The sequence below is a fragment of the Actinacidiphila acididurans genome, from assembly GCF_016918855.1.
Classification (GTDB): domain Bacteria; phylum Actinomycetota; class Actinomycetes; order Streptomycetales; family Streptomycetaceae; genus Actinacidiphila; species Actinacidiphila acididurans.
This window is the reverse complement of the sequence record NZ_JADKYB010000010.1, coordinates 297,263-323,079: the sequence shown is the minus strand read 5'-3', so window position 1 is coordinate 323,079 and position 25,817 is coordinate 297,263. Positions and strand designations below refer to the sequence as shown.

At 73.5% G+C, this 25,817-nt stretch carries 3 protein-coding genes; 1 reads left to right on the top strand and 2 read right to left on the bottom strand.

All coding sequences use genetic code 11. From position 1 onward, the window contains the following. Nucleotides 1-4 precede the first annotated feature (4 nt). Nucleotides 5-838, bottom strand: a complete 834-nt coding sequence (locus tag ITX44_RS20690) for a lipase family protein (protein ID WP_205358755.1) — start codon at nucleotides 836-838, stop codon at nucleotides 5-7. A gap of 266 nt (nucleotides 839-1,104) precedes the next feature. Further along, nucleotides 1,105-2,274, bottom strand: coding sequence for a cytochrome P450 family protein (locus ITX44_RS20685; protein WP_205358754.1), 1,170 nt, complete (start codon nucleotides 2,272-2,274; stop codon nucleotides 1,105-1,107). A gap of 697 nt (nucleotides 2,275-2,971) precedes the next feature. On the opposite strand from ITX44_RS20685, the gene ITX44_RS41295 reads away from it, so the two are divergent. Then, complete coding sequence (locus ITX44_RS41295) at nucleotides 2,972-25,816, top strand: type I polyketide synthase (RefSeq protein ID WP_265934269.1); 22,845 nt, start codon at nucleotides 2,972-2,974, stop codon at nucleotides 25,814-25,816. The last annotated feature ends 1 nt before the right edge of the window (nucleotide 25,817 follow it).

Here is a 25,817-nt window from a genome sequence, read left to right as displayed (position 1 = left end):
GCGGTCACCGCAAGCCGGCCGCGATGGCCTCGCCCGTCCGACGCTCCGTCAGGTACGGCCGGATGTCGTGGGCGTGCGCACCGTTGTGGGTGCGGATGTTGCGGACCCGCCCGAACCGCGGACCCAGGTCCTTCTCCAGCGCGACGACATCGGCGGCGTCGGCCAGGTTTGTCCAGATGAGGTTGTCGTCCCCCGGCCAGGCGCCGATGCCGTCCGCGCCGGGGGAGGGGCGCAGCCGGTCGAAGATGAGGTTCCGGATCCCCAGGGGCGATCCCACCGTGACGAAGGCGCGCACGCGATGACGCAGCCGGACGGCGCACAGGGCCTCGTAGGCCACCACGGAACCCAGCGAATGCGCCACCACGACCTCGACCTCCCCGGTCAGCAGTTCCGAGACGCGTCGGCGTGTCTTGAGACGGGTGACAGGATCCAGCAGGTAGCCGCTGACCTGTTTCAGGTCGCCGACCATGGTCCGCAGGGCCAGCCCGGCCATGAAGGGTGAGGCGCTCAGGGCGCGCAGCGCGGTCTGGGCCGTACGCGGGGTCCGGACCAGAGTGTCGGCTCCGGGGGCGACCACGGACGGATCGGTCTCGGCGGCGGCCGCCCACCAGGCCGCAAGGAGTTCGCTCTCGAAACCCTCGGCCACGTCACCGGCGCGGTAAACCCTCTCTCCGACCGCCAGGACTTCCCCGGGCGGGCGAAAGAGGTCGCCGTAGAAAGCCATTCCGACATCGCCGTCCGCGAGCAGCCCCGCGACACCCGCGCGGTCCAGTCCGTCCCTGAGGGCCGGGAGCCACTCGGCGAGCAGATCCTCCTTGCCGCGCAACTGCTGCGCCATTCCGTGTACGCACAGGACCCGCAACGCTTCCCCACCCTTCGCTGCCCGTGCGATTGCCGGACCAGTGCAGGGTATGTCCTGGACCGACAGACCCGCTGGGCTTTGGTGCACACCCACCGGAGTCATGCCGTCTGAAGGTCGCTGGATTCGGCGCATGGGAAGCCTGCGGGACATCCCGACCACCGCGACTCGGTCACCGTCCGAATCGCGGTGTGAGCCGTCAATCACTCCCGAGCCGGAAGACTGCTGGTTTCAGAGACCACGGATCACCAGGTGACCGGCAGCGCCTGGAGGCCGCGGAAGACGAGTTCCGGGACGTAGGTGAGTTCGGACTCGTCAACGGCGAGGCGCAGGTCCGGATAGCGTTTCACCACGGACCCGATCGCCACCCGCATCTCCCGGCGGGCCAATATCGCGCCGAGGCAGAAGTGCGGGCCGTGCCCGAAGGCGAGGTGGGCTGCCGGTCCTTCGCGCGTGATGTCGAAGCGGCCGGGATCCGGGTACACACCGGGGTCGCGGTTGGCCGCGACGATGACCGGCAGGACCGGTTCGCCGGCTCCCAGTTCGATGCCGTCCAGTTCGACGGGCTCGGTCGTGACGCGGACCTCGGCCGAGGTGAAAAGCCTGCTGTAGCGCAGTAGCTCGTCGACCGCCGGTCCGATCAGGTCCGGTGACGACCGCAGCAGCGCGAGTTGGTCCGGGTGGCGCAGCAGGGTCAGCAACGAGTTGCCCAACTGGTTGACCGTCGTCTCGTGGCCGGCGATCAGCAGGCCCTCGAGGTTGGCCAGCAGCTCGGGTTCGGTGAGGTGGTCGCCCTCGTCGTTGGCGGCGGCCAGCGCCGAGATCAACCCGTTGTCGGGATTCGCCCGCTTCTCACGCACCAGATCGGCGAGCCAGTCCTGCATCTCGCCCTGCGCCGCCCGCAGTTCGTCCGGAGTGATGTTCGTGACGAACAGCCGCCTGGTCCACCTGCGGATGGCCTCCGCCTCGGAGTAGGGCACGCCGAGCAGCTCGCAGATGACCATCAACGGCAGCGGAGCGCAGAGACCTGCCACAAGATCCGCGGTGGGATCGAGGGAGTCGAGCAGGGAATCCACGATGGACTGCACGCGTGGCTCGAGCTGATCGACCATGCGTGGGCTGAACGCCTGCGACATCAGCTTGCGCAGGCGGCCGTGGCGCTCGCCGTCCAGGCTGGAGACCAGTAACGGGTCGGCGGCGACGGACAGTTTCAGCGGGCTGCCCGGAAGTGTGGCCGCCTCCCGGCTGAACCGGCTGTCGCTCAGGACCTGGCGCACCGCCTTGTAGGAAAGGGCGAGCCAGACGTCTGTCGGACCCATCGCCGCGAGGACGACCGGAGCCTGCGCGAGCAGAGCCTCGGCCTCGGGCTCGTTGTCGAGGTGGTGTGGTGTGGTGAGGGGGAACGTGGCTCGCATCGCTGCCTCCTGACTGGATGGCACCAGGGGCGGGCACGGGTGGTGATCGCCGTGCGGAAGTCGTCCCGGGTGGCCGGATGACGGTCGAGGACGTTCTTTGCGCGAGTGCGAGTGGGGATTCTAGGGCGATGTCACTGGCGGCGTCGACGGTGCCCATGAACCCGGCCCGGTCGCGGCGGTGCAGGCGCGGACGAACGTCCGTGACCGCACCGGCAGGTTTACCGGCAGATGCGTCAGCAGATCCGCCGGCGGACACTGCGACGGGCCGGCGGTAAGAAACGACGCCTTTCATGGGGCACGGGACGGATTTCGCCACGGTGCCTTTGTCATGCAGGCATGTGACGTTGTGATGTGCTTCGTTTGAGACAGCCTTGGTCTGGCCTATGGCGATGGCGTGAGGCTGCTGGCATGCTCGTCTGCGCGGCGGGCCGATCATCGCCTCGGCCCCTACGCGCAGCTCACCAGCGCATCTTCCTCAAAGATCGCCAACGCTGTCGCTTTCGAGGACCGCTCCACTGATCCAGGCGCCCGTAGCGCGATCGAGTCCGGTTCGGATACGACCGCGTCGCCGGGCTGCCCGCGCGCTCGATAATCCGGCCACTCGCGCGGCCGGAGCCGCACCGTCGGGACTGCTACGGAAACACCCCGCCTTCCTTCATTCCCCGGCTCATGAGGTGTCGATGTGATGCGCTTCCCCATGGATTCGGCCGCTGATCGTGTCGCTGTCATCGGAATGTCGGGCAGGTTGCCGAAAGCCCCGGATCCGGAGGCGTTCTGGCGACTGCTGTGCGACGGGGCCGACGCGATCACCGCGCCGCCCGCGGGCCGGCAGGGCGTGCGGCACGGCGGCTGGCTGGACCGGGTGGACGGCTTCGACGCGGCGTTTTTCGGTGTGTCCCCCCGTGAGGCCGCCGGCATGGACCCGCAGCAGCGGCTCATGCTCGAACTCGCCTGGGAGGCGCTGGAGGACGCCCGGATCGTGCCGAGCACGCTGACGGGCGGTCCGACGGGGGTGTTCGTCGGCTCGATGTGGGAGGACTACACGTCCCTGGCCTACCCCCGCCACATCACGCCGCACACGCTGACCGGCACCAGCCGGGGCGTCATCGCCAACCGCGTCTCGCACTTCCTCGGCGTGCGCGGGCCGAGCATGACGGTCGACACGGCACAGTCGTCGGCGCTGGTCGCGGTGCATCTGGCGGTCGAGAGCCTGCGCCGCGGCGAGTCGGCGCTCGCCCTGGCCGGCGGGGTGAACCTCAACCTGACCGCCGCCCGCGAGGAGGGCGCGGTGGAGTTCGGCGGCCTGTCCCCGGACGACCGCTGCTTCACCTTCGACGCCCGGGCCAACGGCTTCGTCCGCGGCGAGGGCGGCGCCTTCCTCGTCCTGAAACCGCTGGACCGGGCCCTGGCCGACGGGGACCGCGTCTACGGCGTCATCCGGGGCAGCGCGGTCAACAACGACGGCGCCACACGGAGCCTGACCGTGCCCAGCGCGCAGGCCCAGGAACAGGTCATCCGCGAGGCACTGGCCCGCGCCGGTGTGCGTCCCGCGGACGTGCAGTACGTGGAACTGCACGGCACCGGCACCGCCGTCGGCGACCCCATCGAGGCCGCCGCCCTCGCGGCGGCCTACCGCGACCCGGCCGTGTCCGGCGACACCGATTCCGGCGACACCGAGTCCCGTGACACCGAGGGCGCCCCCGACAGCGCCTTGCGGGTCGGGTCCGCCAAGACGAACGTCGGCCACCTGGAAGGCGCCTCGGGCATCGTCGGCCTGCTGAAGGCCGTCCTCAGCGTGTACCACCGCGCGCTGCCGCCGAGCCTGAACTACGAAACCCCCAACCCGGGCATCCCCCTCGACGCACTGGCGCTGCGGGTCCAGACCGCTCTGACCCCCTGGCCGCGGCCCGACGCGCCCCTGCTCGCCGGTGTGTCGTCGTTCGGCATGGGCGGCACCAACGCGCACGTGATCGTCGAGCAGGCGCCCGATCCGGCCGCGCCGCCGGCCCCACGGGGCGCCCCCGAGGCCCGGCCGGTGGCGCCCTGGATCGTCACGGCGAGGACCAAGCAGGCCCTGCGCGCGCAGATCGAGCGCCTGCGCGAACACGTACGCAGCCACCCGGACCTGACCGGCGCCGAGGTCGCGCACGCGCTGGCCACCACCAGAACCCGTTTCGCGCACCGCGCGGTCCTGCTCGACTCCGCCCAGGTCGCCGCAGGCCGGGCCGGCACCCCGGGCCGTACCGTCTTCGTCTTCCCCGGCCAGGGCGCGCAGTGGGTCGGCATGGGCCGGGAGCTGTACGTCGCCTACCCCGTCTTCCGGGCCGCCATGGACGAGTGCGCCGAGGCCCTGGCCCCGTACACCGACTGGTCCCTGGCCGACGTCCTCGACGGCGCCCCGCTCGATCGCGTGGACGTCGTGCAGCCCGCTCTGTTCGCGGTGATGGTGTCCCTGGCGGCACTGTGGCGCTCCTTCGGTGTCGAGCCCGACGCGGTGGTCGGGCACTCGCAGGGCGAGATCGCCGCGGCGTACGTCGCGGGCGCGCTGTCGCTGTCCGACGCGGCCCGGGTCGTGGCACTGCGCAGCCGCGCGCTGGTGGCGCTGACCGGCCGGGGCGGCATGGTGTCCGTGGCCCTGTCCGCCGAGCGGGCCGAGGACTACGTGTCGCGCTGGGGCGGCGCGCTGACGGTCGCCGTGGTCAACGCCACCGGCTCGGTCGTGGTGTCCGGCGACACGCAGGCCCTGTCCGAACTGGTCGAGTCCTGCGCGGCGGACGGTGTCCGCGCACGCGTCGTCCCGGTGGACTACGCCTCCCATTCCGCGCACGTCGAGGCGATCCGCGAGCGGCTGCACACCGAACTGGACGGTGTGCGGCCGCGGCAGGGCACCATCCCGTACTACTCCGCGGTCACGGGCGGCCTCCTCGACGACACCACGGGACTCGACGCCGGCTACTGGTACCGCAACCTGCGCGAGCCGGTCCGCTTCGACCTGGCCACCGCCGCACTGCTGGCGGACGGGCACGACGTCGTGGTCGAGGTCAGCCCGCACCCGGTGCTGCTGCCCGCCCTCGAGCAGACCCTCGAACAGGCCCGCGAGCAGACCGGCGTACCCGGCCTCGCCACCGGCACGCTGGGCCGTGACCAGGGCGGGCCGGACGTCTTCCTGACCGCGCTGTCCCGGCTGTTCGTGGCGGGCGTGCCGGTCGACTGGTCCCCGGCCGTCGCCGAGGCCGCGCCGGTCGACCTGCCCACGTACGCCTTCCAGCGCCGCTCGTACTGGCTGCCCGAAGCGACAGCCGGGCAGAGCGTACGGACCCCGGCCGGCCCGGAAACCGGCGACACCGGGGCGGGCGGCACGGACCCGGGCGGCACCGACACGGTCGACCCGGAGCCGGGCGACAAGCCCGACGCGGCCGACGTCGACGCGGCCTCCGTGGTCACCGCGCAGATCGCCCTCGTGCTGGGCCACGAGGACCCCGCGGACATCGATCCCGCGCTCACCTTCAAGGACCTCGGCTTCGACTCGGTCACCGGCCTCGAACTGCGCAACCGCCTGGCCGGCGCGCTGGACCGGCCGCTCCCCTCCGGGCTCGTCTTCGACCACCCGACGCCCGCGGAGCTGATCGACTGGCTGCGCACCGGCCCCGGCGACCGGCCGGCCCCCGCCGCCGCGCCCGTCCACGACGACCCGGTCGTCATCGTGGGGATGGGCTGCCGCTTCCCCGGCGGGGTCGCCTCCCCGGACGACCTGTGGCGGCTCGTCGCCGAGGGCGTGGACGCGATCGGCGACTTCCCGGACGACCGCGGCTGGGACCTGGGCGGCCTGTACGACCCGGAACTGCGCGCCGCGGGCACCACGTACATCACCCGGGGCGGGTTCCTGGAGGCGGTGGCCGGCTTCGACGCGCCGTTCTTCGGCATCTCGCCCCGCGAGGCGCTCGCCATGGACCCGCAGCAGCGGCTCGTGCTGGAGACGGCCTGGGAGACGTTCGAGCACGCCGGGATCGACCCGGCCGCGCTGCGCGGCAGCCGGACCGGCGTGTTCACCGGCGTCTGGTCGTCCGGCTACGCGACCGGGCCGGGCCTGCCGGAGGACCTGGAGGGCTACCTGTTCACCGGCGTCGCGACCAGCGTCACGTCCGGCCGGGTCGCCTACCACCTGGGGCTGCGCGGTCCGGCGCTGTCCGTGGACACCGCCTGCTCGTCGTCGCTGGTCGCCGTCCACCTGGCCGCCCAGGCCCTGCGCGCGGGCGAGTGCTCGCTGGCGCTCGCCGGCGGTGTCACGATCATGGCGACACCGTTCGGCTTCACCGAGTTCTCCCGCCAGCACGGCCTGGCGGGGGATGGCCGCAGCAAGCCCTTCGCGGCCGCGGCCGACGGCACCAGCTGGGCCGAGGGCGCCGGCCTGGTGCTGCTGGAACGCCTGTCCGACGCCCGCCGCAACGGGCACCGGGTGCTGGCGGTCGTCGCGGGAAGCGCGGTCAACCAGGACGGCGCCTCCAACGGCCTGACCGCGCCCAACGGCCCCTCCCAGGAACGCGTCATCCGCCAGGCCCTCGCCAACGCCGGGCTGGAGCCGTCCGAGGTGGACGCCGTCGAAGCCCACGGCACCGGCACCACCCTCGGCGACCCCATCGAGGCCCATGCCCTGCTGGCCGCCTACGGCCAGGACCGGGACGAGCCGTTGTGGCTGGGGTCGGTGAAGTCCAACATCGGCCACACCCAGGCCGCCGCCGGTGTCGCGGGCCTGATCAAGATGGTCATGGCGATGCGGCACGGGCAGTTGCCGCGCTCCCTGCACATCGACGCCCCCACCCCGCACGTCGACTGGACCTCCGGCGGCGTCCGGCTGCTCACCGAGGCCCGGCCGTGGCCCGAGCACGAGCACCTGCGCCGCGCCGGCATCTCGGCCTTCGGCATCAGCGGCACCAACGCCCACCTGATCATCGAGCAGTCCCCCGACCCGGACCCCGGCCACCTTCCCGACCCCGCCGGCCGAGCCGCCCCCACCGCCTGGCTGCTGTCCGCGAAGACCGACGCCGCGCTGCGCGCCCAGGCCGAGCGGCTGCACGCGTACGCGACCGCCCACCCCGACGTCCCGGCCGCCGCGATCAGCCGCGCACTGGCCTCCCGCACCCGGTTCGAGCACCGGGCCGCGGTGGTCGGCGCCGACCGGGACGACCTGCTGTCCGGCCTGGCCGCGCTCCCGCCGGGACTGCCGGACCTGCCGGCCCGTACCGGCGGCACCGTGTTCGTCTTCCCCGGACAGGGGGCGCAGTGGGCGGGCATGGGCCGTGACCTGTACGAGCAGTCCGAGGTGTTCCGCGCCGCCATCGACGCCTGCGCCGCCGCCCTGGCCCCGCACACCGACTGGTCGCTGGTCGACGAACTGCGCCACGGCTCGCTGGACCGCGTCGACGTGGTGCAGCCGGCCCTGTTCGCCGTCATGGTGGCGCTGGCCGACCTGTGGCGGTCCTACGGCGTGCGGCCGGACGCCGTGGTCGGCCACTCCCAGGCGGAGATCGCCGCGGCGTGCGTCGCCGGCGCGCTGTCGTTGGAGGACGCCGCCAAGGTCGTGGCGCTACGGTCCAGGGCACTGGCCGTCCTCGCCGACCGGGGCGGCATGGTGTCCCTCGCGCTGTCCGCCGAACGGGCCGCCGGCTACCTGGCCCCCTGGGGCGAGCGGCTGACCACCGCCGTGGTGAACGGACCCGCGGCCGTCGTGGTGTCCGGCGGCCTCGACGCGCTGGACGACCTGCTGGCCGCCTGCGAGACCGACGGCATCCGCGCCCGCCGCCTGCCCGTCGACTACGCGGCGCACTCGGCGCAGGTCGAGGCGATCCGCGAGCAACTGCTCACCGACCTGGCCGGCATCACGCCGCGCCCGGCGGCGATCCCGTTCTACTCCACGGTGACCGGCGAGCCGGTCGACACCTCCGGTCTCGACGCCGGCTACTGGTACCGCAACCTGCGCGAGCCCGTACGGTTCGACCTGGCCACCGCCCGGCTCACCGCCGACGGCCACGACCTGTTCCTGGAGGTCAGCCCGCACCCGGTGCTGGTGCCCGCGCTGGATGTCGCCGCGACCGGAACACTGCGCCGCGACCACGGCGGCCTCACCGAGTTCCTCGCCGCGGCGGGACGCCTCTACGCCGCCGGGGCCGACGTCGACTGGATGTCGGTCCTGCCCCGCACCGCACCCAGGGCGGACCTGCCCACGTACGCCTTCCAGCGCGAGCCCTACTGGGTGACCGCGACCCCGCCGGCGCCCCGTGACGACTGGCGGTACGAGGTGGCATGGGCGCCGATGAGCGGCGCCGCGGCCCCGGTGGACCCGGCCCGCTGGCTCGTCCTGGGCCCGGCCGGGCACCCGTGGGCGGAGGCCCTGCGGGACCGGGGCTTCACGGTGGCCGACACCTGGGACGCGGCCGACACCCGGCCCGGGCCGGACGGCGTGCTGTCGCTGCTGGCGCTGGACGAGCAGCCGCACCCCGACCACCCGGTGCTCCCGGCCGGCCTGGTCCGCACCCTGGATCTGGTCCGCGCCCTGGACCCGGTACGGACACCGGCCGTCCCGCTGTGGTGCGCGACCAGCGGCGCCGTGAGCACATCCGGCACCGACCCGGTCACCGGCCCCGCCCAGGCCCTGGCGTGGGGCACCGGCGTGTCCGCGGCGCTGGAGTTCCCGCAGGGCTGGGGCGGCCTGGTCGACCTTCCCTCCGTGCCCGACGAGGAGAGCGTGAACGAGCTGCTCGGCGTGCTCGCCGGCACGGGCGAGGACCAGGTGGCGATCCGCGGCACCCGGCGCTTCGTCAAGCGGCTGCGCCGCAAGGCATCGTCGGGCCCGGCCGCGCGGTCCTGGCGGCCGCGGGGCACGGTGCTGGTCACCGGCGGCACCGGCGCGCTCGGCGGACAGGTGGCCCGCCGCCTTGCGCGGCAGGGCGCGGAGCACATCGTGCTGGCCGCCCGCCGCGGCCCCGACGCGCCCGGCGCGGCCGGCCTGCGCGCCGAACTGGAGGCGGCCGGGGCGCGGGTGACCGTGGCGGCGTGCGACGTGGCCGACCGGGACGCCCTGCGGGACCTCGTCGAGCGCGTCGGCGACATCCGCGCGGTCTTCCACACCGCCGGCGCGATCAGGGCGACCAGGCTGGCCGACACGACACCGGCGGAGTTCGCCGAGGTCGTCGCGGCCAAGGTCGCCGGGGCGGCGAACCTGGCCGAACTCCTGCCGGACCTCGACGCCTTCGTCCTGTTCTCCTCCACCGCGGGCGTGTGGGGCGACGGCCACGGCGCGGCCTACGCCGCCGGCAACGCCTTCCTCGACGCCCTGGCCGCCCAGCACCGCGCCCAGGGCCGCGCCACGACCTCCGTCGCGTGGGGCATCTGGGCCGACGGCGGCATGGCGGCCCTTGAGTCGGTGCAGCGCCAGCGCACCCTGCTCGGCCTCGGCGAACTGGACCCGGGCCGGGCACTCGACGCGCTGCAGGACGTCCTCGACCACGACGAGGCCCTCGCGGTCGTCACCGAGGCCGACTGGGCGCAGTTCGCCCGCGCCTACACCCACGCGCGGCCGAGCCGGCTGCTGCGGGACCTGCCCGAGGCGCACAGCCGGCCGCAGGCCCCCCGACCCGCGCCCCCCGCCGGCGGCACCGACCTGCTGGAGCTGATCACCACCCACGTCGCCGGGGTGCTGGGACACGCCACCCCCGAACGTCTCGACCCCCGGCAGGCGTTCAAGGACCTCGGCTTCGACTCGCTGACCGCGGTGGAACTGCGCAACCGCCTGACCGCCGCGCTCGGGGTGAAACTGCCGGCCACCCTCGTCTTCGACCACCCCACCCCGGCCCGGCTGGCCGCCCACCTGTCCGGCGAACAGGGCGAACAGGACGCGCCGCAGGCCCCGGCCGCGACCGCGACGGACGAGCCGATCGCGGTCATCGGCATGGGCTGCCGCTACCCCGGCGGCGTCGGCACCCCCGAGGACCTGTGGCGGCTGGTCGCGGACGGCGTGGACGCGGTCGGCGGGTTCCCGGCCGACCGGGGCTGGGACATCGACCGCCTCTACGACCCGACGGGAAGCCGCCCCCGCACGTCGAGCACGTCCCAGGGCGGCTTCCTCGACGCCGCCGGCGACTTCGACGCGGCGTTCTTCGGGATCTCGCCCCGCGAGGCGCTCGCCATGGACCCGCAGCAGCGCATCCTGCTGGAGACCGCGTGGGAGACCATCGAGTACGCCGGCATCGACCCGACCACGCTGGAGGGCACACCCACCGGCGTGTTCACCGGCATCTGGTCCACCGGCTACGCCGCCGGGCCGGTCCCCGACGACCTGGAGGGCTACCAGGTCACCGGCACCGCGTCGAGCGTGGGATCCGGCCGGCTGGCGTACCAGCTGGGCCTGCTCGGCCCGGCGCTGTCCCTGGACACCGGCTGCTCGTCGTCCCTGGTGGCCCTGCACCTGGCCGCCCAGGCGCTGCGCTCGGGAGAATGCTCCTTCGCCCTGGCCGGCGGCGTCACCGTCAACGCGGCACCCACGCTGTTCACCGAGATGTCCCGGCAGGGGGCGAGCGCGCCCGACGGCCGCAGCAAGTCCTTCGCCGCCGCGGCCGACGGGGCGGGCTGGGCCGAGGGCGCCGGCCTGCTGCTGCTGGAACGCCTGTCCGACGCCCGCCGCAACGGCCACGAGGTGCTGGCGGTCGTCCGGGGCTCCGCCACCAACCAGGACGGCGCCTCCAACGGTCTGACCGCGCCGAACGGTCCGTCACAGGAGCGGGTGATCCGTCAGGCCCTCGCCAACGCCGGGCTGGAGCCGTTCGAGGTGGACGCGGTGGAGGCGCACGGCACGGGGACGACGCTCGGCGACCCCATCGAGGCGCAGGCGCTGCTGGCGACGTACGGTCAAGACCGCGACCGGGACGAGCCGTTGTGGCTGGGGTCGGTGAAGTCCAACATCGGCCACACCCAGGCGGCGGCCGGCGCGGCCGGCCTGATCAAGATGGTCATGGCGATGCGGCACGGCGAACTGCCGCGGACCCTCCACGTGGACGCCCCCACCCCGCACGTCGACTGGGACTCCGGCGCGGTCCGCCTGCTCACCGAACCGGTCGCCTGGCCCGGGGCCGGGCGGCCGCGGCGGGCCGCCGTCTCCGCCTTCGGCATCAGCGGCACCAACGCCCATGTGATCCTCGAACAGCCCGCCGAGGCCGACGCCCCCGCACCCTCCCCCCGGGGCCGCGCGGACGACCAGGTCCTCTGGCCGCTGTCGGCCAGGTCCGAGGTGGCGTTGCGGGAGCAGGCGCGTCGGTTGCGTGCTTTCACTGCCGTACATCCGGAGGTGAGTCCGGCGGCGGTCGGTGGTGCTCTGGCCGCCCGCGCTCTGTTCGAGCACCGTGCGGTGGTGGTGGGTACCGGTGAGGCCCTGGACGCTCTGGCCGAGGGGGGCACGGCGCCGGGCCTGGTCGCCGGGATCGCCCGTCCGCTGGGCCGGTCGGTGTTCGTGTTTCCGGGGCAGGGTGCGCAGTGGGTCGGTATGGGTGGGGAGTTGTACGCCTCGGAGCCGGTGTTCCGGGACGCCATCGACGCGTGTGATGCGGCCCTGGCGCCGTACACCGACTGGTCGTTGGTGGAGGTGCTGACCGGCGGCGGTTCGCTGGAGCGGGTTGATGTGGTGCAACCCGCCCTGTTCGCCATGATGATCGCGCTCGCCGAACTGTGGCGCGCTCACGGCGTGGAACCCGATGCGGTGGTGGGGCACTCGCAGGGGGAGATCGCGGCGGCGTACGTGGCCGGGGCTCTGTCCCTGGACGACGCCGCCAAGGTGGTCGCCCTGCGCAGCAAGGCCCTGGTCGCCCTGGCCGGACACGGCGGCATGGTCTCGGTCGCGCTGTCCGCGGACGACGCCGCCGGCTACCTGAGCCCCTGGGGCGACCGGATCACCGTCGCGGTGGTCAACTCCGCCTCGACCGTCGTGGTGTCCGGCGAACCCGCAGCCCTGGACGAACTGCTGGCAGCCTGCGCCAGGGACGGCATACGCGCCCGCGCCATCCCCGTCGACTACGCGGCGCACTCGGCGCAGGTCGAGGCCGTCCGCGAGCAACTGCTCACCGACCTCGCGGAGATCCGGCCCCGGTCGGCGGCGATCCCGTTCTACTCCACGGTCACCGCGGAACCGGTCGACACCTCCGTCCTCGACGCCGGCTACTGGTACCGCAACCTGCGCGAGCCCGTACGGTTCGACCTGGCCACCGCCCGGCTCACCGCCGACGGCCACGAGGTGTTCGTGGAGGTCAGCCCGCACCCGGTGCTGGTGCAGGACCTGGACGGCGTGGCCACCGGCACCCTGCGCCGCGACCACGGCGCCATCGCGGAATTCCACACCGCCCTGGCCCGCCTGCACGTCCAGGGCGTCCCCGTGACCTGGCCGTACGACCGACCGCACGGCGTCAGGCTGCCGGGCTACGCCTTCCAGCGCAGCACCTACTGGCTCACCCCCGCGGCCGGCGACCACGGCAGCGGGCACCCGCTGGCGGGCACCACCGTCGAACTGCCCGACGGGAGCACCGTGCACAGCGGCCGCGTCTCCACCCGCACCCACCCCTGGCTGGCCGACCACGCCGTCGACGGCACGGTCCTGCTGCCGGGCACCGCCTTCCTCGAACTCGCCACCCTGGCCGGCGGGACCCTCGACGACCTCGTCCTGCACCTGCCCCTCGCGCTCTCGGACACACCGACGGACATCCAGGTGTCGGTCGGCGCCCCGGACGACGCCGGCCGCCGCCCGGTCACCGTGCACTCCAAGGGCGGCGACGGCTGGGTCCGCCACGCGTCCGGAACCCTCGGCGGCCAGGTGACGGCCGGACGCCTCGACTGGCCCCCGAGGAACGCCGAACCCGTGGACCCCGAAGGGTTCTACGCCTTCCTCGCCGGACTCGGATACCAGTACGGACCCGCGTTCCAGGGCGTGCGCGAGTTGTGGCAGAGCGAGGACGACCTCTACGCCGAGGTGTCCGTCCCCGACGGCGCCCGCTTCGGCATCCATCCCGCGCTCCTGGACGCCGCACTCCAGCCGCTGATCCTGCTCAGCCCCGACACCCGGGTCCGGCTGCCGTTCTCCTTCTCCGGCGTCGCCGTGCACACCACCGGTGTGTCGTCCGCCCGGGTCCACCTGACCCGCACGGGCACCGACACCTACCGCGCGACACTGACCGACCTGTCCGGCAACCCGGTCGCGGACATCACCGCGCTGACCGTCCGCCCGGCCGCCGAGGCCCGGGCCGCGGTGCTGCACACCCAGTGGGTGCCCCTCACCCCGAGCACACCGACCGAGGTGGTGCCGAGTCCGGTACTCACCGCGGACGCCGACGCGGACTCCGTGCACGCCCTCGCCCAGCGGGCCCGCGCACTCGTCCAGGACTTCCTGGCCGAGCAGCCGGAGCGGGCGGCCGCACGCCTCGCCGTCCTGACCCGCGGCGTGGCCGGCGCGGCCGTACGCGGCCTGGTCCGCAGCGCCGCCGCCGAGCACCCCGGCCGGTTCGTCCTGGTCGACATGGGCAACGCGTCCGAGGAGGACGCGATCCGGGCCGCCATGACAGCCGGCGACGAACCCGAACTGGCCCTGCGCCGGGAAGGCGTCCTCGTACCGCGGCAGGCCAGGTACGCGCCGGAACTGACCGCCCCCGACGGCGCGTACCGGCTGAGCGAGTCCGGCACCGGGCAACTGGACGACCTGGCCCTGCTGCCCTGGCACGAGACCGCGCTGGAACCCGGACAGGTACGGGTCGCCGTACGCGCGGCCGGCCTGAACTTCCGCGACGTGCTCATCACCCTCGGCATGTACCCGGACCGGCCCCCGCTGGGCGGCGAAGCGGCCGGCACCGTCCTCGACGTCGGCCCCGGCGTCACGGCCTGGCGGCCCGGCGACCGCGTCATGGGAATGATGCCCGGCGCCTTCGGGCCGCGCGCGGTCGCCGACCACCGGCTCCTGACGGCGATCCCCGACGGCTGGAGCTTCACCCAGGCGGCGTCGGTGCCCATCGCGTTCACCACCGCCTGGTACGCGCTGTTCGACCTCGGCGAACTGCGCCCCGGCGACCGGATCCTGGTCCACTCCGGCGCGGGCGGCGTCGGCATGGCCGCCATCCAGCTGGCCCTGAACAGGGGCGCGGAGGTCTTCGCCACCGCGAGCCCCGCCAAGTGGGACACCCTGCGGCGCCTCGGACTGGCGGACGACCACATCGGTTCGTCCCGCGACACCCGGTTCGCCGACCGGTTCCCGGCCATGGACGTCGTCCTCAACTCGCTCGCGGGAGAGCTCACCGACGCCTCCTTGAGGCTGCTCGCCGACGGCGGACGGTTCGTCGAGCTGGGCAAGACGGACGTCCGCTCGCCCGAGGGCCTGATCTACCGGGCCTTCGACCTCAATGATGTCGACCCCGCGCGGCAGGGCGACATCCTCTCCCGGGCCGTGGCGATGGTCGCCGACGGGACGCTGGAGCCGCTGCCGGTCACCGCCGCGGACCTCCGCCAGGCCGTCACCTCCTTCCGGCTGATGAGCCAGGCCGGCCACATCGGCAAGATCGTCCTCACCGTCCCCCAGCCGATCGACCCCGACGGCACCGTGCTGATCACCGGCGGCACCGGCACCCTCGGCCAGGCCGTCGCCCGCCACCTGGTGTCCCGCTACGGGGTACGGCACCTGCTGCTCGTCAGCCGCGGCGGCGGCGCGGTGCCGCACCCGGAGCAACTGGGGGACGTCGACGTACGAGTCGCGGCCTGCGACGTCGCGGACCGGGACGCGCTGGCGGGCGTACTGGCCTCGATCCCGGCTGAGCATCCGCTGACCGCGGTCGTGCACGCGGCCGGCGTGCTCGACGACACCGTCGTGGAACGGCTCACCGCCGACCGACTCGACCGGGTGCTGCGCCCCAAGGTCGACGGCGCCTGGCACCTGCACGAGCTGACCCGCGGGCACCACCTCGCCGCCTTCGTGCTGTTCTCCGCGGCCGCGGGCGTACTCGGCAACGCAGGCCAGGCCGGCTACGCGGCCGCGAACTCCTACCTCGACGCCCTCGCCGCGCACCGGCAGACCCTCGGACTGCCCGCCGTGTCGATGGCCTGGGGCTACTGGGAGCAGGAGAGCGGCATGACCGCCCACCTCACTGCGGCCGACCGCCAACGCCTCGCCCGCAAGGGCGTCCGCCCCATCAGTACCGAACGGGCCCTGGCCATGTTCGACACCGCGCTGGCCTCGGGGCGTCCCGCGCTGACCACCGCGGACCTGTCGATGCCGCAGACCCTGCCGGCGCCCAAGGCCCCCGCGTCGGACCTGCTGTCCCTGGTCGCCGCCCACACCGCCACCGTCCTCGGCCACTCCGACGCCACCGCGATCGCCCCCGGACTCGCCTTCCGCGACCTCGGCTTCGACTCCCTGACCGCCGTCGAACTGCGCAACCGCCTCGCCGGCGCCACCGGCCTGCGACTGCCCGCGACCCTCGTCTTCGACCACCCCACCCCCGCCGACCTCGCCGACCACCTCACAGCCGAACTCTCCGGTGGGGGTGCGGGTGTGGTGTCGGTGGTGTCGTCGTCGGTGTCGGTGGGTGGGGTGGGTGGTGGGCCCGATCCGGTGGTGATCGTGGGCATGGGGTGCCGGTTGCCGGGTGGGGTGGGGTCGCCGGAGGAGTTGTGGGGCCTGGTGTCGGGTGGGGTGGATGCGATGGGGGAGTTCCCGTCGGATCGTGGGTGGGATGTCGAGGGGTTGTTCCATCCGGATGCGGATCATCCGGGGACGTCGTATACGCGGTCGGGTGGTTTTCTGGCGGACGCGGCGGGGTTCGATGCGGATTTCTTCGGGATTTCGCCGCGTGAGGCGTTGGCGATGGATCCGCAGCAGCGGGTGCTGCTGGAGACCGCCTGGGAGACGCTCGAGGATGCGGGGATCGATCCGACGTCGTTGCGGGGCAGTCAGACGGGTGTCTTCACCGGCATCTGGTCCTCCGGCTATGTCGGCAGCCCCGACCAGGCACCCGCCGACACCGAGGGCTACCTCGCCACCGGCATCTCGCCGAGCATCACCTCCGGCCGGGTCTCCTACCTGCTGGGCCTCCAGGGCCAGGCCGTGTCCATCGACTCCGCCTGCTCCTCGTCACTGATGGCGATCCACCTGGCCGCGCAGGCACTGCGCTCGGGGGAGTGCACACTCGCCCTGGCCGGCGGGGTGACCGTGAGCGTGACCCCCCTGCAGTTCACGGAGTTCTCCCGCCAGCGCGCCCTGGCCCCTGACGGCCGGTGCAAGCCCTTCTCCTCGACGGCTGACGGTACGGCCTGGGGTGAGGGCGCGGGTCTGGTGCTGCTGGAACGGTTGTCCGACGCCCGCCGCAACGGCCACCGGGTGCTGGCGGTGGTGCGGGGTTCTGCGGTGAACCAGGACGGCGCCTCCAACGGGCTGACCGCGCCGAACGGCCTTTCCCAGGAACGCGTCATCCGTCAGGCCCTCGCCAACGCCGGGTTGGAGCCGTCCGAGGTGGACGCGGTGGAGGCGCACGGCACCGGCACCACCCTCGGCGATCCCATCGAGGCCCAGGCCCTCCTGGCGACCTACGGCCGGGACCGTGGGGAGCCGTTGTGGTTGGGTTCGGTGAAGTCGAACATCGGTCACACGCAGGCGGCGGCCGGTGTGGCGGGTGTGATCAAGATGGTGATGGCGATGCGGCATGGCGAACTGCCGCCGACGCTGCATGTGCAGGAGCCCACGCCGTATGTCGAGTGGGACACCGGTGACATCCGGCTGCTGACCGAGGCCCGGCCGTGGCCGGAGACGGGGCGTCCCCGCCGTGCCGGTGTGTCGGCCTTCGGGGCCAGCGGCACCAACGCCCACGTCGTCATCGAACAGTTCCCGGAGGAAACCCCCGAACAACCCGCCGCGGACGACTCCGCGGAGCCCACCGTGTGGCTGCTGTCCGGCAGGACGGACGACGCCCTGCGCGCCCAGGCCCGACGGCTCGCGGACCACATCACCGCCCACCCCGGACTCCGGCCGGCCGAGATCGGCCGGGCCCTGGCCACCACCCGCACCGTGCTCGACCACCGAGCGGCCCTGGTGGGCAGCACCCGGACCGACCTCATGGCGGAACTGGCCGCCCTCGCCGACCGAGACCCCCGCGTCATCACGGGCGTGGCCGGTCCGCTGGGCCGGTCGGTGTTCGTGTTTCCGGGGCAGGGTGCGCAGTGGGTGGGTATGGGTGGGGAGTTGTACGGCTCGGAGCCGGTGTTCCGGGACGCCATCGACGCGTGTGATGCGGCGCTGGCGCCGTATACGGATTGGTCGTTGGTGGAGGTGCTGACCGGCGGTGGTTCGCTGGAGCGGGTTGATGTGGTGCAGCCCGCCCTGTTCGCGGTGATGGTGGCGTTGGCGGAGTTGTGGCGGGCTCATGGTGTGGAGCCGGATGCGGTGGTGGGGCATTCGCAGGGGGAGATCGCGGCGGCGTATGTGGCCGGGGCGCTGTCCTTGGACGATGCCGCCAGGGTGGTGGCCCTGCGCAGCAAGGCCCTGGTGGCCCTGGCTGACCAGGGTGGGATGGTGTCGGTCGGGCTGGGGGATGAGCGGGCCGCCGACTTGGTGGCCCGTTGGGACGGCCGGCTGACGGTGGCGGTGGTCAATGCCCCTGGTTCGGTCGTGGTGTCGGGTGATCTGGACGCGGTGGACGAACTGCTGGCGGCTTGTGAGGCCGACGGCATTCGCGCCCGCCGTCTGCCCGTCAACTACGCCGCCCACTCCGCGCAGGTCGAGGCGATCCGCGAGCAACTGCTCACCGACCTCGCCGGGATCGAGCCGCACCCGGCCGTTATCCCGTTCTACTCCACGGTGACCGGCGAGGAGATCGACACCTCCGCCCTCGACGCCGATTACTGGTACCGCAACCTCCGCGAACCCGTACGCTTCGACCTCGCCGTCGACGCCCTGACGCAGGACCGGCACGGCGTGTTCGTCGAGGTCAGCCCGCACCCTGTACTGGTGCCGGTGATGGACGGCGTGGTGACCGGCACACTGCGCCGCGGCGGCGGCAGGCAGGAATTCCACCTCGCCCTGGCGCGCCTGCACACGCAGGGCGTGGCCGTCGACTGGACGCCGGTCTTCCCCGGCGAGCCCCACCATGTCCCGCTGCCGACGTACGCCTTCCAGCACCGGCCGTACTGGCTGACCCCCACCGCGGCGAAGGGCGACGTGTCGGCGGCGGGACTGGACTCGGCCGGTCACCCGCTGCTCGGGGCCGTCGTCGAACTGGCCGGGGACCAGGGTGTCCTGCTCACCGGGCGGCTCTCGACGGCCACCCGGCCATGGCTGGCCGACCACGTCGTCCTGGGCTCCGTGCTGCTGCCCGGCACCGTGTTCGTCGAACTCGCCATGCACGCCGGACGGCAGGCCGGCTGCGACATCCTGGACGAACTCGTGCTGGAAGCCCCGATGATCCTGCCGGACGACGGTTCCGTGCCGGTCCAGGTCGTCGTCGGCGCACCGGACGGAACGGGCCGGCGCCCCGTCGCCGTGCACTCCCGGACCGGCGGCACCTGGCTGCGCCACGCCACCGGCACGCTCTCGACCGCCGGCCGTCCCCACCCGTACGACACCGGCGAGCCCTGGCAGCCGGCCGGTGAGCCCGTCGACCTGACCGACTTCTACGACACCCTCGCCGCCCAGGGCTACGAGTACGGGCCGGTGTTCGCGGGCGTACGCGAGATCCGGCGGCAGGGCGACGAGCTCTACGCCGAGGTGGCGCTGCCCGCCGACACCCGCGACCGGTTCGGTCTGCACCCCGCGCTGCTCGACGCCGCTCTCCAGCCGCTGACCCTGCTGGCGGCCGGCCGCCTGCCGTTCTCCTTCGCCGGGGTGTCGATGCGGGAAGCCGGCGCCACGGCCCGGGTCCGCCTCACACCCACCGGCCCCGACACCTTCCGGGTCGCGCTCGCCGACGAGTCCGGCCCGCTGGCGGTGATCGACGCGCTGACCGTGCGCCACCGGCCGCCGGGCATGTTGGGCGCCGGGAACAACCAGCTCTTCCGCCTCGACTGGGTGCCCGTCGAGGGCACCGGCGAACCCCCGGCCGTCCACCACGTCACGCCCCCGGCGGGAGACCCCGTGGCGGCCGCGCACACCGTCGCCGCAGAGACGCTGGGCGTGCTCCAGGACTTCCTGCGCGACGGGGACGGTCGGCTGGCCGTCGTGACCCGCGGGGCGGCCGGGCCGGACCCCGTCGACCTGCCGTCCAGCGTCGTCTGGGGCCTGGTCCGCGCGGCCCAGGCGGAACACCCCGACCGGTTCGTGCTCGTCGACACCGACGACCGCGTCCTCGTCGCGGGAGACGAACCGCAGCTCGTCGTCCGCGACGGCGCCGCCCACGCCGCCCGCCTGGTACGGGCCGAAGCGGTCCCGGCACCCGGCCCGCTCGACCCGAACGGCACCGTGCTGATCACCGGAGGCACCGGCACCCTCGGCCGCCTCGTCGCCCGGCACCTGCGCGAGCGGCACGGCATCCGGCACCTGCTCCTGCTCAGCAGGACCGCGGCGGAGGTGGACTTCGACGCCGAGGTGGTGGCCTGCGACGTGGCCGACCGGGACGCGCTGGCCGCCGTACTGGCCTCGATCCCGGCCGCACATCCACTGACCGCGGTCGTGCACGCGGCCGGCGTACTCGACGACGGCGTCGTCGAATCCCTCACGCCCGACCGGATCGACCAGGTGCTGCGGCCCAAGGCCGACGCCGCCTGGCACCTGCACGAGCTGACGAAAGACCTCGGCCTGAGCGCCTTCGTGCTCTTCTCGTCCGCCGCCGGTGTGCTGGGCGGCCCGGGCCAGGCGAACTACGCCGCCGCGAACGCCTTCCTGGACGCCCTCGCCGTGCACCGGCGGGCCCTGGGCCTGCCGGGTGTGTCGCTGGCCTGGGGCCAATGGGCCGAGGCCAGCGGGCTGACCGAACACCTCACCGACACCGACCGCAAGCGCCTCGCCCGCGCCGGCGTGCTGCCGATGCCCACGGACCAGGCGCTGGCACTGTTCGACCTGGCGCTGGGCGCCGCCGATCCCGCGCTGGTCCCCGCACACCTCGATCTGTCGGCGGCGTCCGCCCGCCCCCTGCTCAGCCGCCTCACCCGTACCAGGCCGGCCCGGCGCACCGACCGGCCGGGCCTGGGCAGGGAACTGGCGGCCCTGCCCGAGACCGAGCAGCGCAGCCGCGTCCTGGAACTGGTCACCGACCAGACGGCCGCGGTCCTCGGCCACACCGACACCGCGGCCGTCAGCGCCGAGCGGGCCTTCAAGGACCTGGGCTTCGACTCGCTCACCGCGGTGGAACTGCGCAACCGCCTGTCCACGGTCGCCGGGGTACGCCTGCCCGCGACGCTGACCTTCGACTACCCGACCCCCGACGCGCTGGCCGGCCACCTGCGGGACCTCCTGGTCGGCGCCCGGCGCCAGGCCCCTGCCTCCACCGTGCCGGCTGCGGTGGTGGTGTCGGGTGATCCGGTGGTGGTGGTGGGGTTGGGTGCCCGGTATCCGGGTGGGGTGGGGTCGGCGGAGGGTTTGTGGGATGTGGTGTCGGGTGGGGTGGATGCGGTGGGGGAGTTCCCGTCGGATCGCGGGTGGGACGTGAGTCGCATTTACGATCCGGCGGGTGGTCCGGGGCGGAGTTATACGCGGTCGGGCGGTTTCCTCGAGGGTGCGGCCGAGTTCGACGCCGCGTTTTTCGGGATTTCACCGCGTGAGGCGTTGGCGATGGATCCGCAGCAGCGGGTGTTGCTGGAGACGGTGTGGGAGACGTTCGAGGACGCGGGGATCGATCCGACGTCGTTGCGGGGCAGTCAGACGGGCGTCTTCACCGGCATCTGGTCCTCGGGCTACGGCGCCGGGGCACAGCCGCCCGACCTGGAGGGCTACCTCTCGACGGGCACGGCGACGAGTGTGACATCGGGCCGGGTGTCCTATCTGCTGGGGTTGGAGGGTCCGGCGGTGTCGGTGGACACGGCGTGCTCGTCGTCGCTGGTGGCCATTCACCTGGCCGCGCAGGCGCTGCGCTCCGGGGAGTGCTCGCTGGCCCTGGCGGGCGGTGTGACGGTGATGGCGACGCCGGCGGGGTTCGTGGAGTTCTCGCGACAGCGGGGGCTGGCGGCCGACGGCCGTATCAAGGCGTTTGCCGAGGCTGCTGACGGGACGGCCTGGAGCGAGGGCGCGGGTGTCGTGCTCTTGGAACGCCTGTCGGACGCCCGGCGCAATGGTCACCGGGTGCTGGCGGTGGTGCGGGGTTCTGCGGTCAACCAGGACGGGGCGTCCAACGGTCTGACCGCGCCCAACGGCCCCTCCCAGGAGCGCGTCATCCGGCAGGCGTTGGCGAATGCCGGGTTGTCGACGGCGGACGTGGACGCGGTGGAGGCCCACGGCACGGGTACCACCCTCGGCGATCCCATCGAGGCGCAGGCGCTGCTCGCGACGTACGGTCAAGACCGCGACCGGGACGAGCCGTTGTGGCTGGGGACGGTGAAGTCCAACATCGGCCACACCCAGGCCGCCGCCGGCGCCGCGGGTGTGATCAAGATGATCATGGCGATGCGGCACGGCGAACTGCCGCCGACCCTCCACGTGGACGCGCCGACCTCCCACGTCGACTGGGAGTCCGGAAACGTCCGGCTGCTCACGGAGGCCCGGCCCTGGCCCGACAACGGCCACGTGCGTCGCGCGGGCATCTCGGCGTTCGGTATCAGCGGTACCAATGCGCACGTGATCATCGAGGCACCGGCCCCGGATCCGGCCGGGCTCTCCTCGCCCGAGTCCCCTGCCGCTCCCGATCCCGCTTCCACGCCTGCCCCCGCTTCTGCGGCCGCCGTGCCGGTGCCGTGGCTGCTGTCCGCGAAGTCGGACGCGGCCCTGCGCGACCAGGCCCGCAGGCTGCGCGGGTTCCTCGCCGAGCACCCGGAGGTCACAGCGGCCGAGGTGGCCGCGGACCTGGCCGCGCGGGCTCGGTTCCCGCACCGCGCCGTGCTGACGGACCCGGCCGGCCTGGACGCCCTGATCGACGGAAAACCCGGAATCGTCACGGGCACTGCCTCCCCGGGCAGGTCGGCGTTTGTGTTTTCCGGTCAGGGTGGTCAGTGGGTGGGGATGGGTCGGGGTTTGTACGAGGTGTTTCCGGTGTTTGCGCGGGTGCTGGATGAGGTGTGTGGGCTGCTGGGGTTGCCGGTGGGGGTGTTGTTCGAGGATCGGGAGGGGGTTTTGGATCAGACGGTGTTCACGCAGGCCGGGGTGTTTGCGTTGGAGGTGGCGTTGTTCCGGCTGGTGGAGTGGTGGGGTGTGCGGCCGGATTTCGTGGTGGGGCATTCGGTGGGTGAGGTGGCGGCGGCTCATGTGGCGGGGGTTTTGGGGTTGGAGGACGCGTGTGTGCTGGTGGGGGCTCGGGGTCGGTTGATGCAGGGGCTGGCCGGTGGTGGGGCGATGGTGTCGGTGCAGGCGTCGGTGGAGGAGGTGGCGGGTTCGCTGGTGCCGGGGGCCGAGGTGGCGGCGGTCAACGGGGTCGAAAGTGTGGTGGTGTCGGGGGACGAGGCGGCGGTGCTGGCGGTCGGTGAGGTCTGGCGAAGCCGCGGGCGGCAGGTGCGGCGCTTGGCGGTCAGTCACGCGTTTCATTCGGCGCGGATGGATCCGGTGCTGGCAGAGCTGCGCGAGGTCGCGGCGGGACTGTCGTTCGGCGAGCCGGTGATTCCGGTGGTCTCCACGGTGACCGGTGCTCCGGTGGACATGGGGGATCCGGGGTATTGGGCACGTCAGGTGCGGGAGCCGGTGCGGTTTGCCGACGCAATGGAGTGGCTGGCGGGTCAGGGCGTCACGGGGTTTGTTGAGGTGGGCCCGCACCCAGTGCTGGTGTCCACCGGGTTGATGCGGCGTGGTGGGGATTCTCCGGAGCGGTTGCTGTCGGGGCTGGGGCGGTTGTGGGCGGACGGGGCCGTGCGCTGGACCCCACCCGCCATCACAACGGCGGGAAAGGTGGGCGCGCGCGTGCCCTCGTATCCCTTCCAGCACCAGCACTACTGGCTCCACCCCACCGCACCGGCACCGACCGGTGACGGCCGGATCGACCACCCGCTGCTGCGGGACGCCATGGAACTCCCCGACGACAACGGCGTGGTGCTGACGGGACAACTCGCCACCGCCGCGCAGCCGTGGCTCACCGAACACGTCATCTCGGGGTCGCCCCTGCTGCCCGCCGCGGCATTCGTGGACCTGGCGCTCCGGGCCGGCGAACACGTCGGCTGCCCGGCGGTCGAGGACCTGACGCTGGAGACACCGCTGGTGGTCGCGGACGGCGTGCAGGTGTCCGTGACCGTCGGCCCCGACCGGGCGGGCCTGCGCAGCGTCTCGATCCACTCGCGCGCAGACGGCGAGTGGGTACGGCACGCGACCGGGACCCTGGGCGCGGCACCCGTCGCACCACGGGAGACCTGGGCACGGCAGTGGCCGCCGCGCGCCGAAGCCGTCGACCTCGACGCCTTCTACGACAACCTGGCCGACGCCGGATTCGCCTACGGCACGGCCTTCCAAGGTCTGCGAGCGGCCTGGCGCGACGGCGACACCCTCTACGCGGAGGTGGCCGCACCCCCCGGCGACACCCGGTTCGTACTGCACCCCGCCCTGCTCGACGCCGCGATCCAGACCGTGACCCTCGCCGACGACCGGGCGAAGATGCCGTTCTCCTTCACTGGGATCTCCTGGTGGCGCGGCGCCGAGCACGCCAGGGTCCGGCTGACCGTGACCGGCCAGGACACCTGTGCGATCGGCCTCGCCGACCCGTCGGGCGCGCCGGTCGCCGAGATCGCCTCGCTGACCCTGCGCCGGCCGGCCGGGGCCACCACGCAGGACGTGCCGTACCAGGTGGCGTGGCCGGTCCTGGAAGCGGCGACCACCGCACCGGACGTCCCGGTCCACCACGCCACATCGCCCGTCGAGACCCTGCGGGTGATCCAGGACTTCCTCACCACGGACACCCCGCGCATGGTGGTCGCCACGCGCAACGCCGTGCCGGTCCGGCCGGGCGAGGACGTCGACCCGCAGGCCGCCGCCGTCTGGGGCCTGGTCCGGTCGGCCGCCACCGAGCACCCCGGCCGGTTCGTACTGGTCGACGGCGACGACGGCGACGAGGTCCGGCTGGCCGGCGACGAACCCCAGCTCGCGATCCGCGCCGGCGCCGTCCACGTCCCCCGCCTCGAACGGGCGCGGACCGAACCGCTGCCCTCGCCGATCAGCCCCGAGGGCACGGTGCTCGTCACCGGCGGCACCGGCACCCTGGGCGGCACGATCGCCCGCCACCTCGCCGTACGGCACGGCGTGCGGCACCTGCTGCTGGTCAGCCGGAGCGGCCCGGACGCCCCCGGCGCGGCCGAGCTGACCGCCGACCTGGCCGCGCTGGGCGCGACCGCCGACATCCTGGCGTGCGACGTGTCCGACCGCGAGGCGGTGGCGCGGCTGCTCGCCGAACACCCGGTCACCTCGGTGATCCACGCCGCGGGCACGCTGGCCGACACCGTCGTGGAATTCCTCACCCCGCAGCAGTTCGCGCGCGTGTGGGAGCCGAAGGCCCTCGCGGCGCGGCACCTCCACGAACTGACCTCGGACCTGGAGGCGTTCGTGCTGTTCTCGTCGGCGGCCGGTGTGCTGGGCGGTGCGGGCCAGGCGAACTACGCGGCGGCGAACGCCTACCTCGACGGCCTCGCCGCACACCGGCACGCCCAGGGACAGCCGGCCGTGTCGCTCGCCTGGGGCTACTGGGCGCAGGCCAGCGGCATGACCGGAGGTCTGACCGCCACCGACCGGCACCGCCTGACCAGGGCCGGCGTACGGCCGCTGCCGACGACGGACGCGCTGGCCCTGTTCGACGCCGCGCTGACCGCCGGCACCCCCACCCTCGCCCCCGTCAGGTTCGACCTGCCGGCGCTGCGCCGCGCCGGCGACCCGCCCGCTCTGCTGCGGGAGCTGGTACGGTCCCGGCGCAAGCAGGCCGCCGACCGCGCGTGGACGCAGGCCGACGTGCTGCAACTCGTCGTGGGCCAGGTCGCCCTCGTCCTGGGGCACTCGTCACCGGAGGCGGTCAACCCCGACCAGGCGTTCACCGACATCGGGTTCGACTCGCTCACCGCCGTGGAACTGCGCAACCAGCTCGACGCGGACACCGGCCTGCGCCTGCCCGCCACGCTCGTCTTCGACCACCCGACACCGGCCCGCCTCGCCGCCTTCGTGCACACACGGCTGCACGGCACCGCCCCCGACCCCCTGCTCGCCGAACTCGACCAGCTCAAGTCCACCCTGGACGCGGCAGCCGCCGACGCCGACTACGACACCGTCGCGGCCCGCCTCGAAGCACTTCTCGCGGCCTGGACCGCCAAACGCACCGGCTCCGCGGCCGGTGTCGACGAGGCCAGCGACGACGAACTGTTCAGCCTTCTGGACGATGCGCACCGCAGGACCGAGGTCATCCGCTCGGGCGAGTCCCGCAACGCTGAGGAGTAGC

Excerpts from the sequence above, each read along its gene's own strand:
- ITX44_RS20690 (WP_205358755.1), bottom strand. The coding sequence starts at position 838 with ATGGCGCAGCAGTTGCGCGGCAAGGAGGATCTGCTCGCCGAGTGGCTC.
- ITX44_RS20685 (WP_205358754.1), bottom strand. The coding sequence starts at position 2,274 with ATGCGAGCCACGTTCCCCCTCACCACACCACACCACCTCGACAACGAG.
- ITX44_RS41295 (WP_265934269.1), top strand. The coding sequence starts at position 2,972 with ATGGATTCGGCCGCTGATCGTGTCGCTGTCATCGGAATGTCGGGCAGG.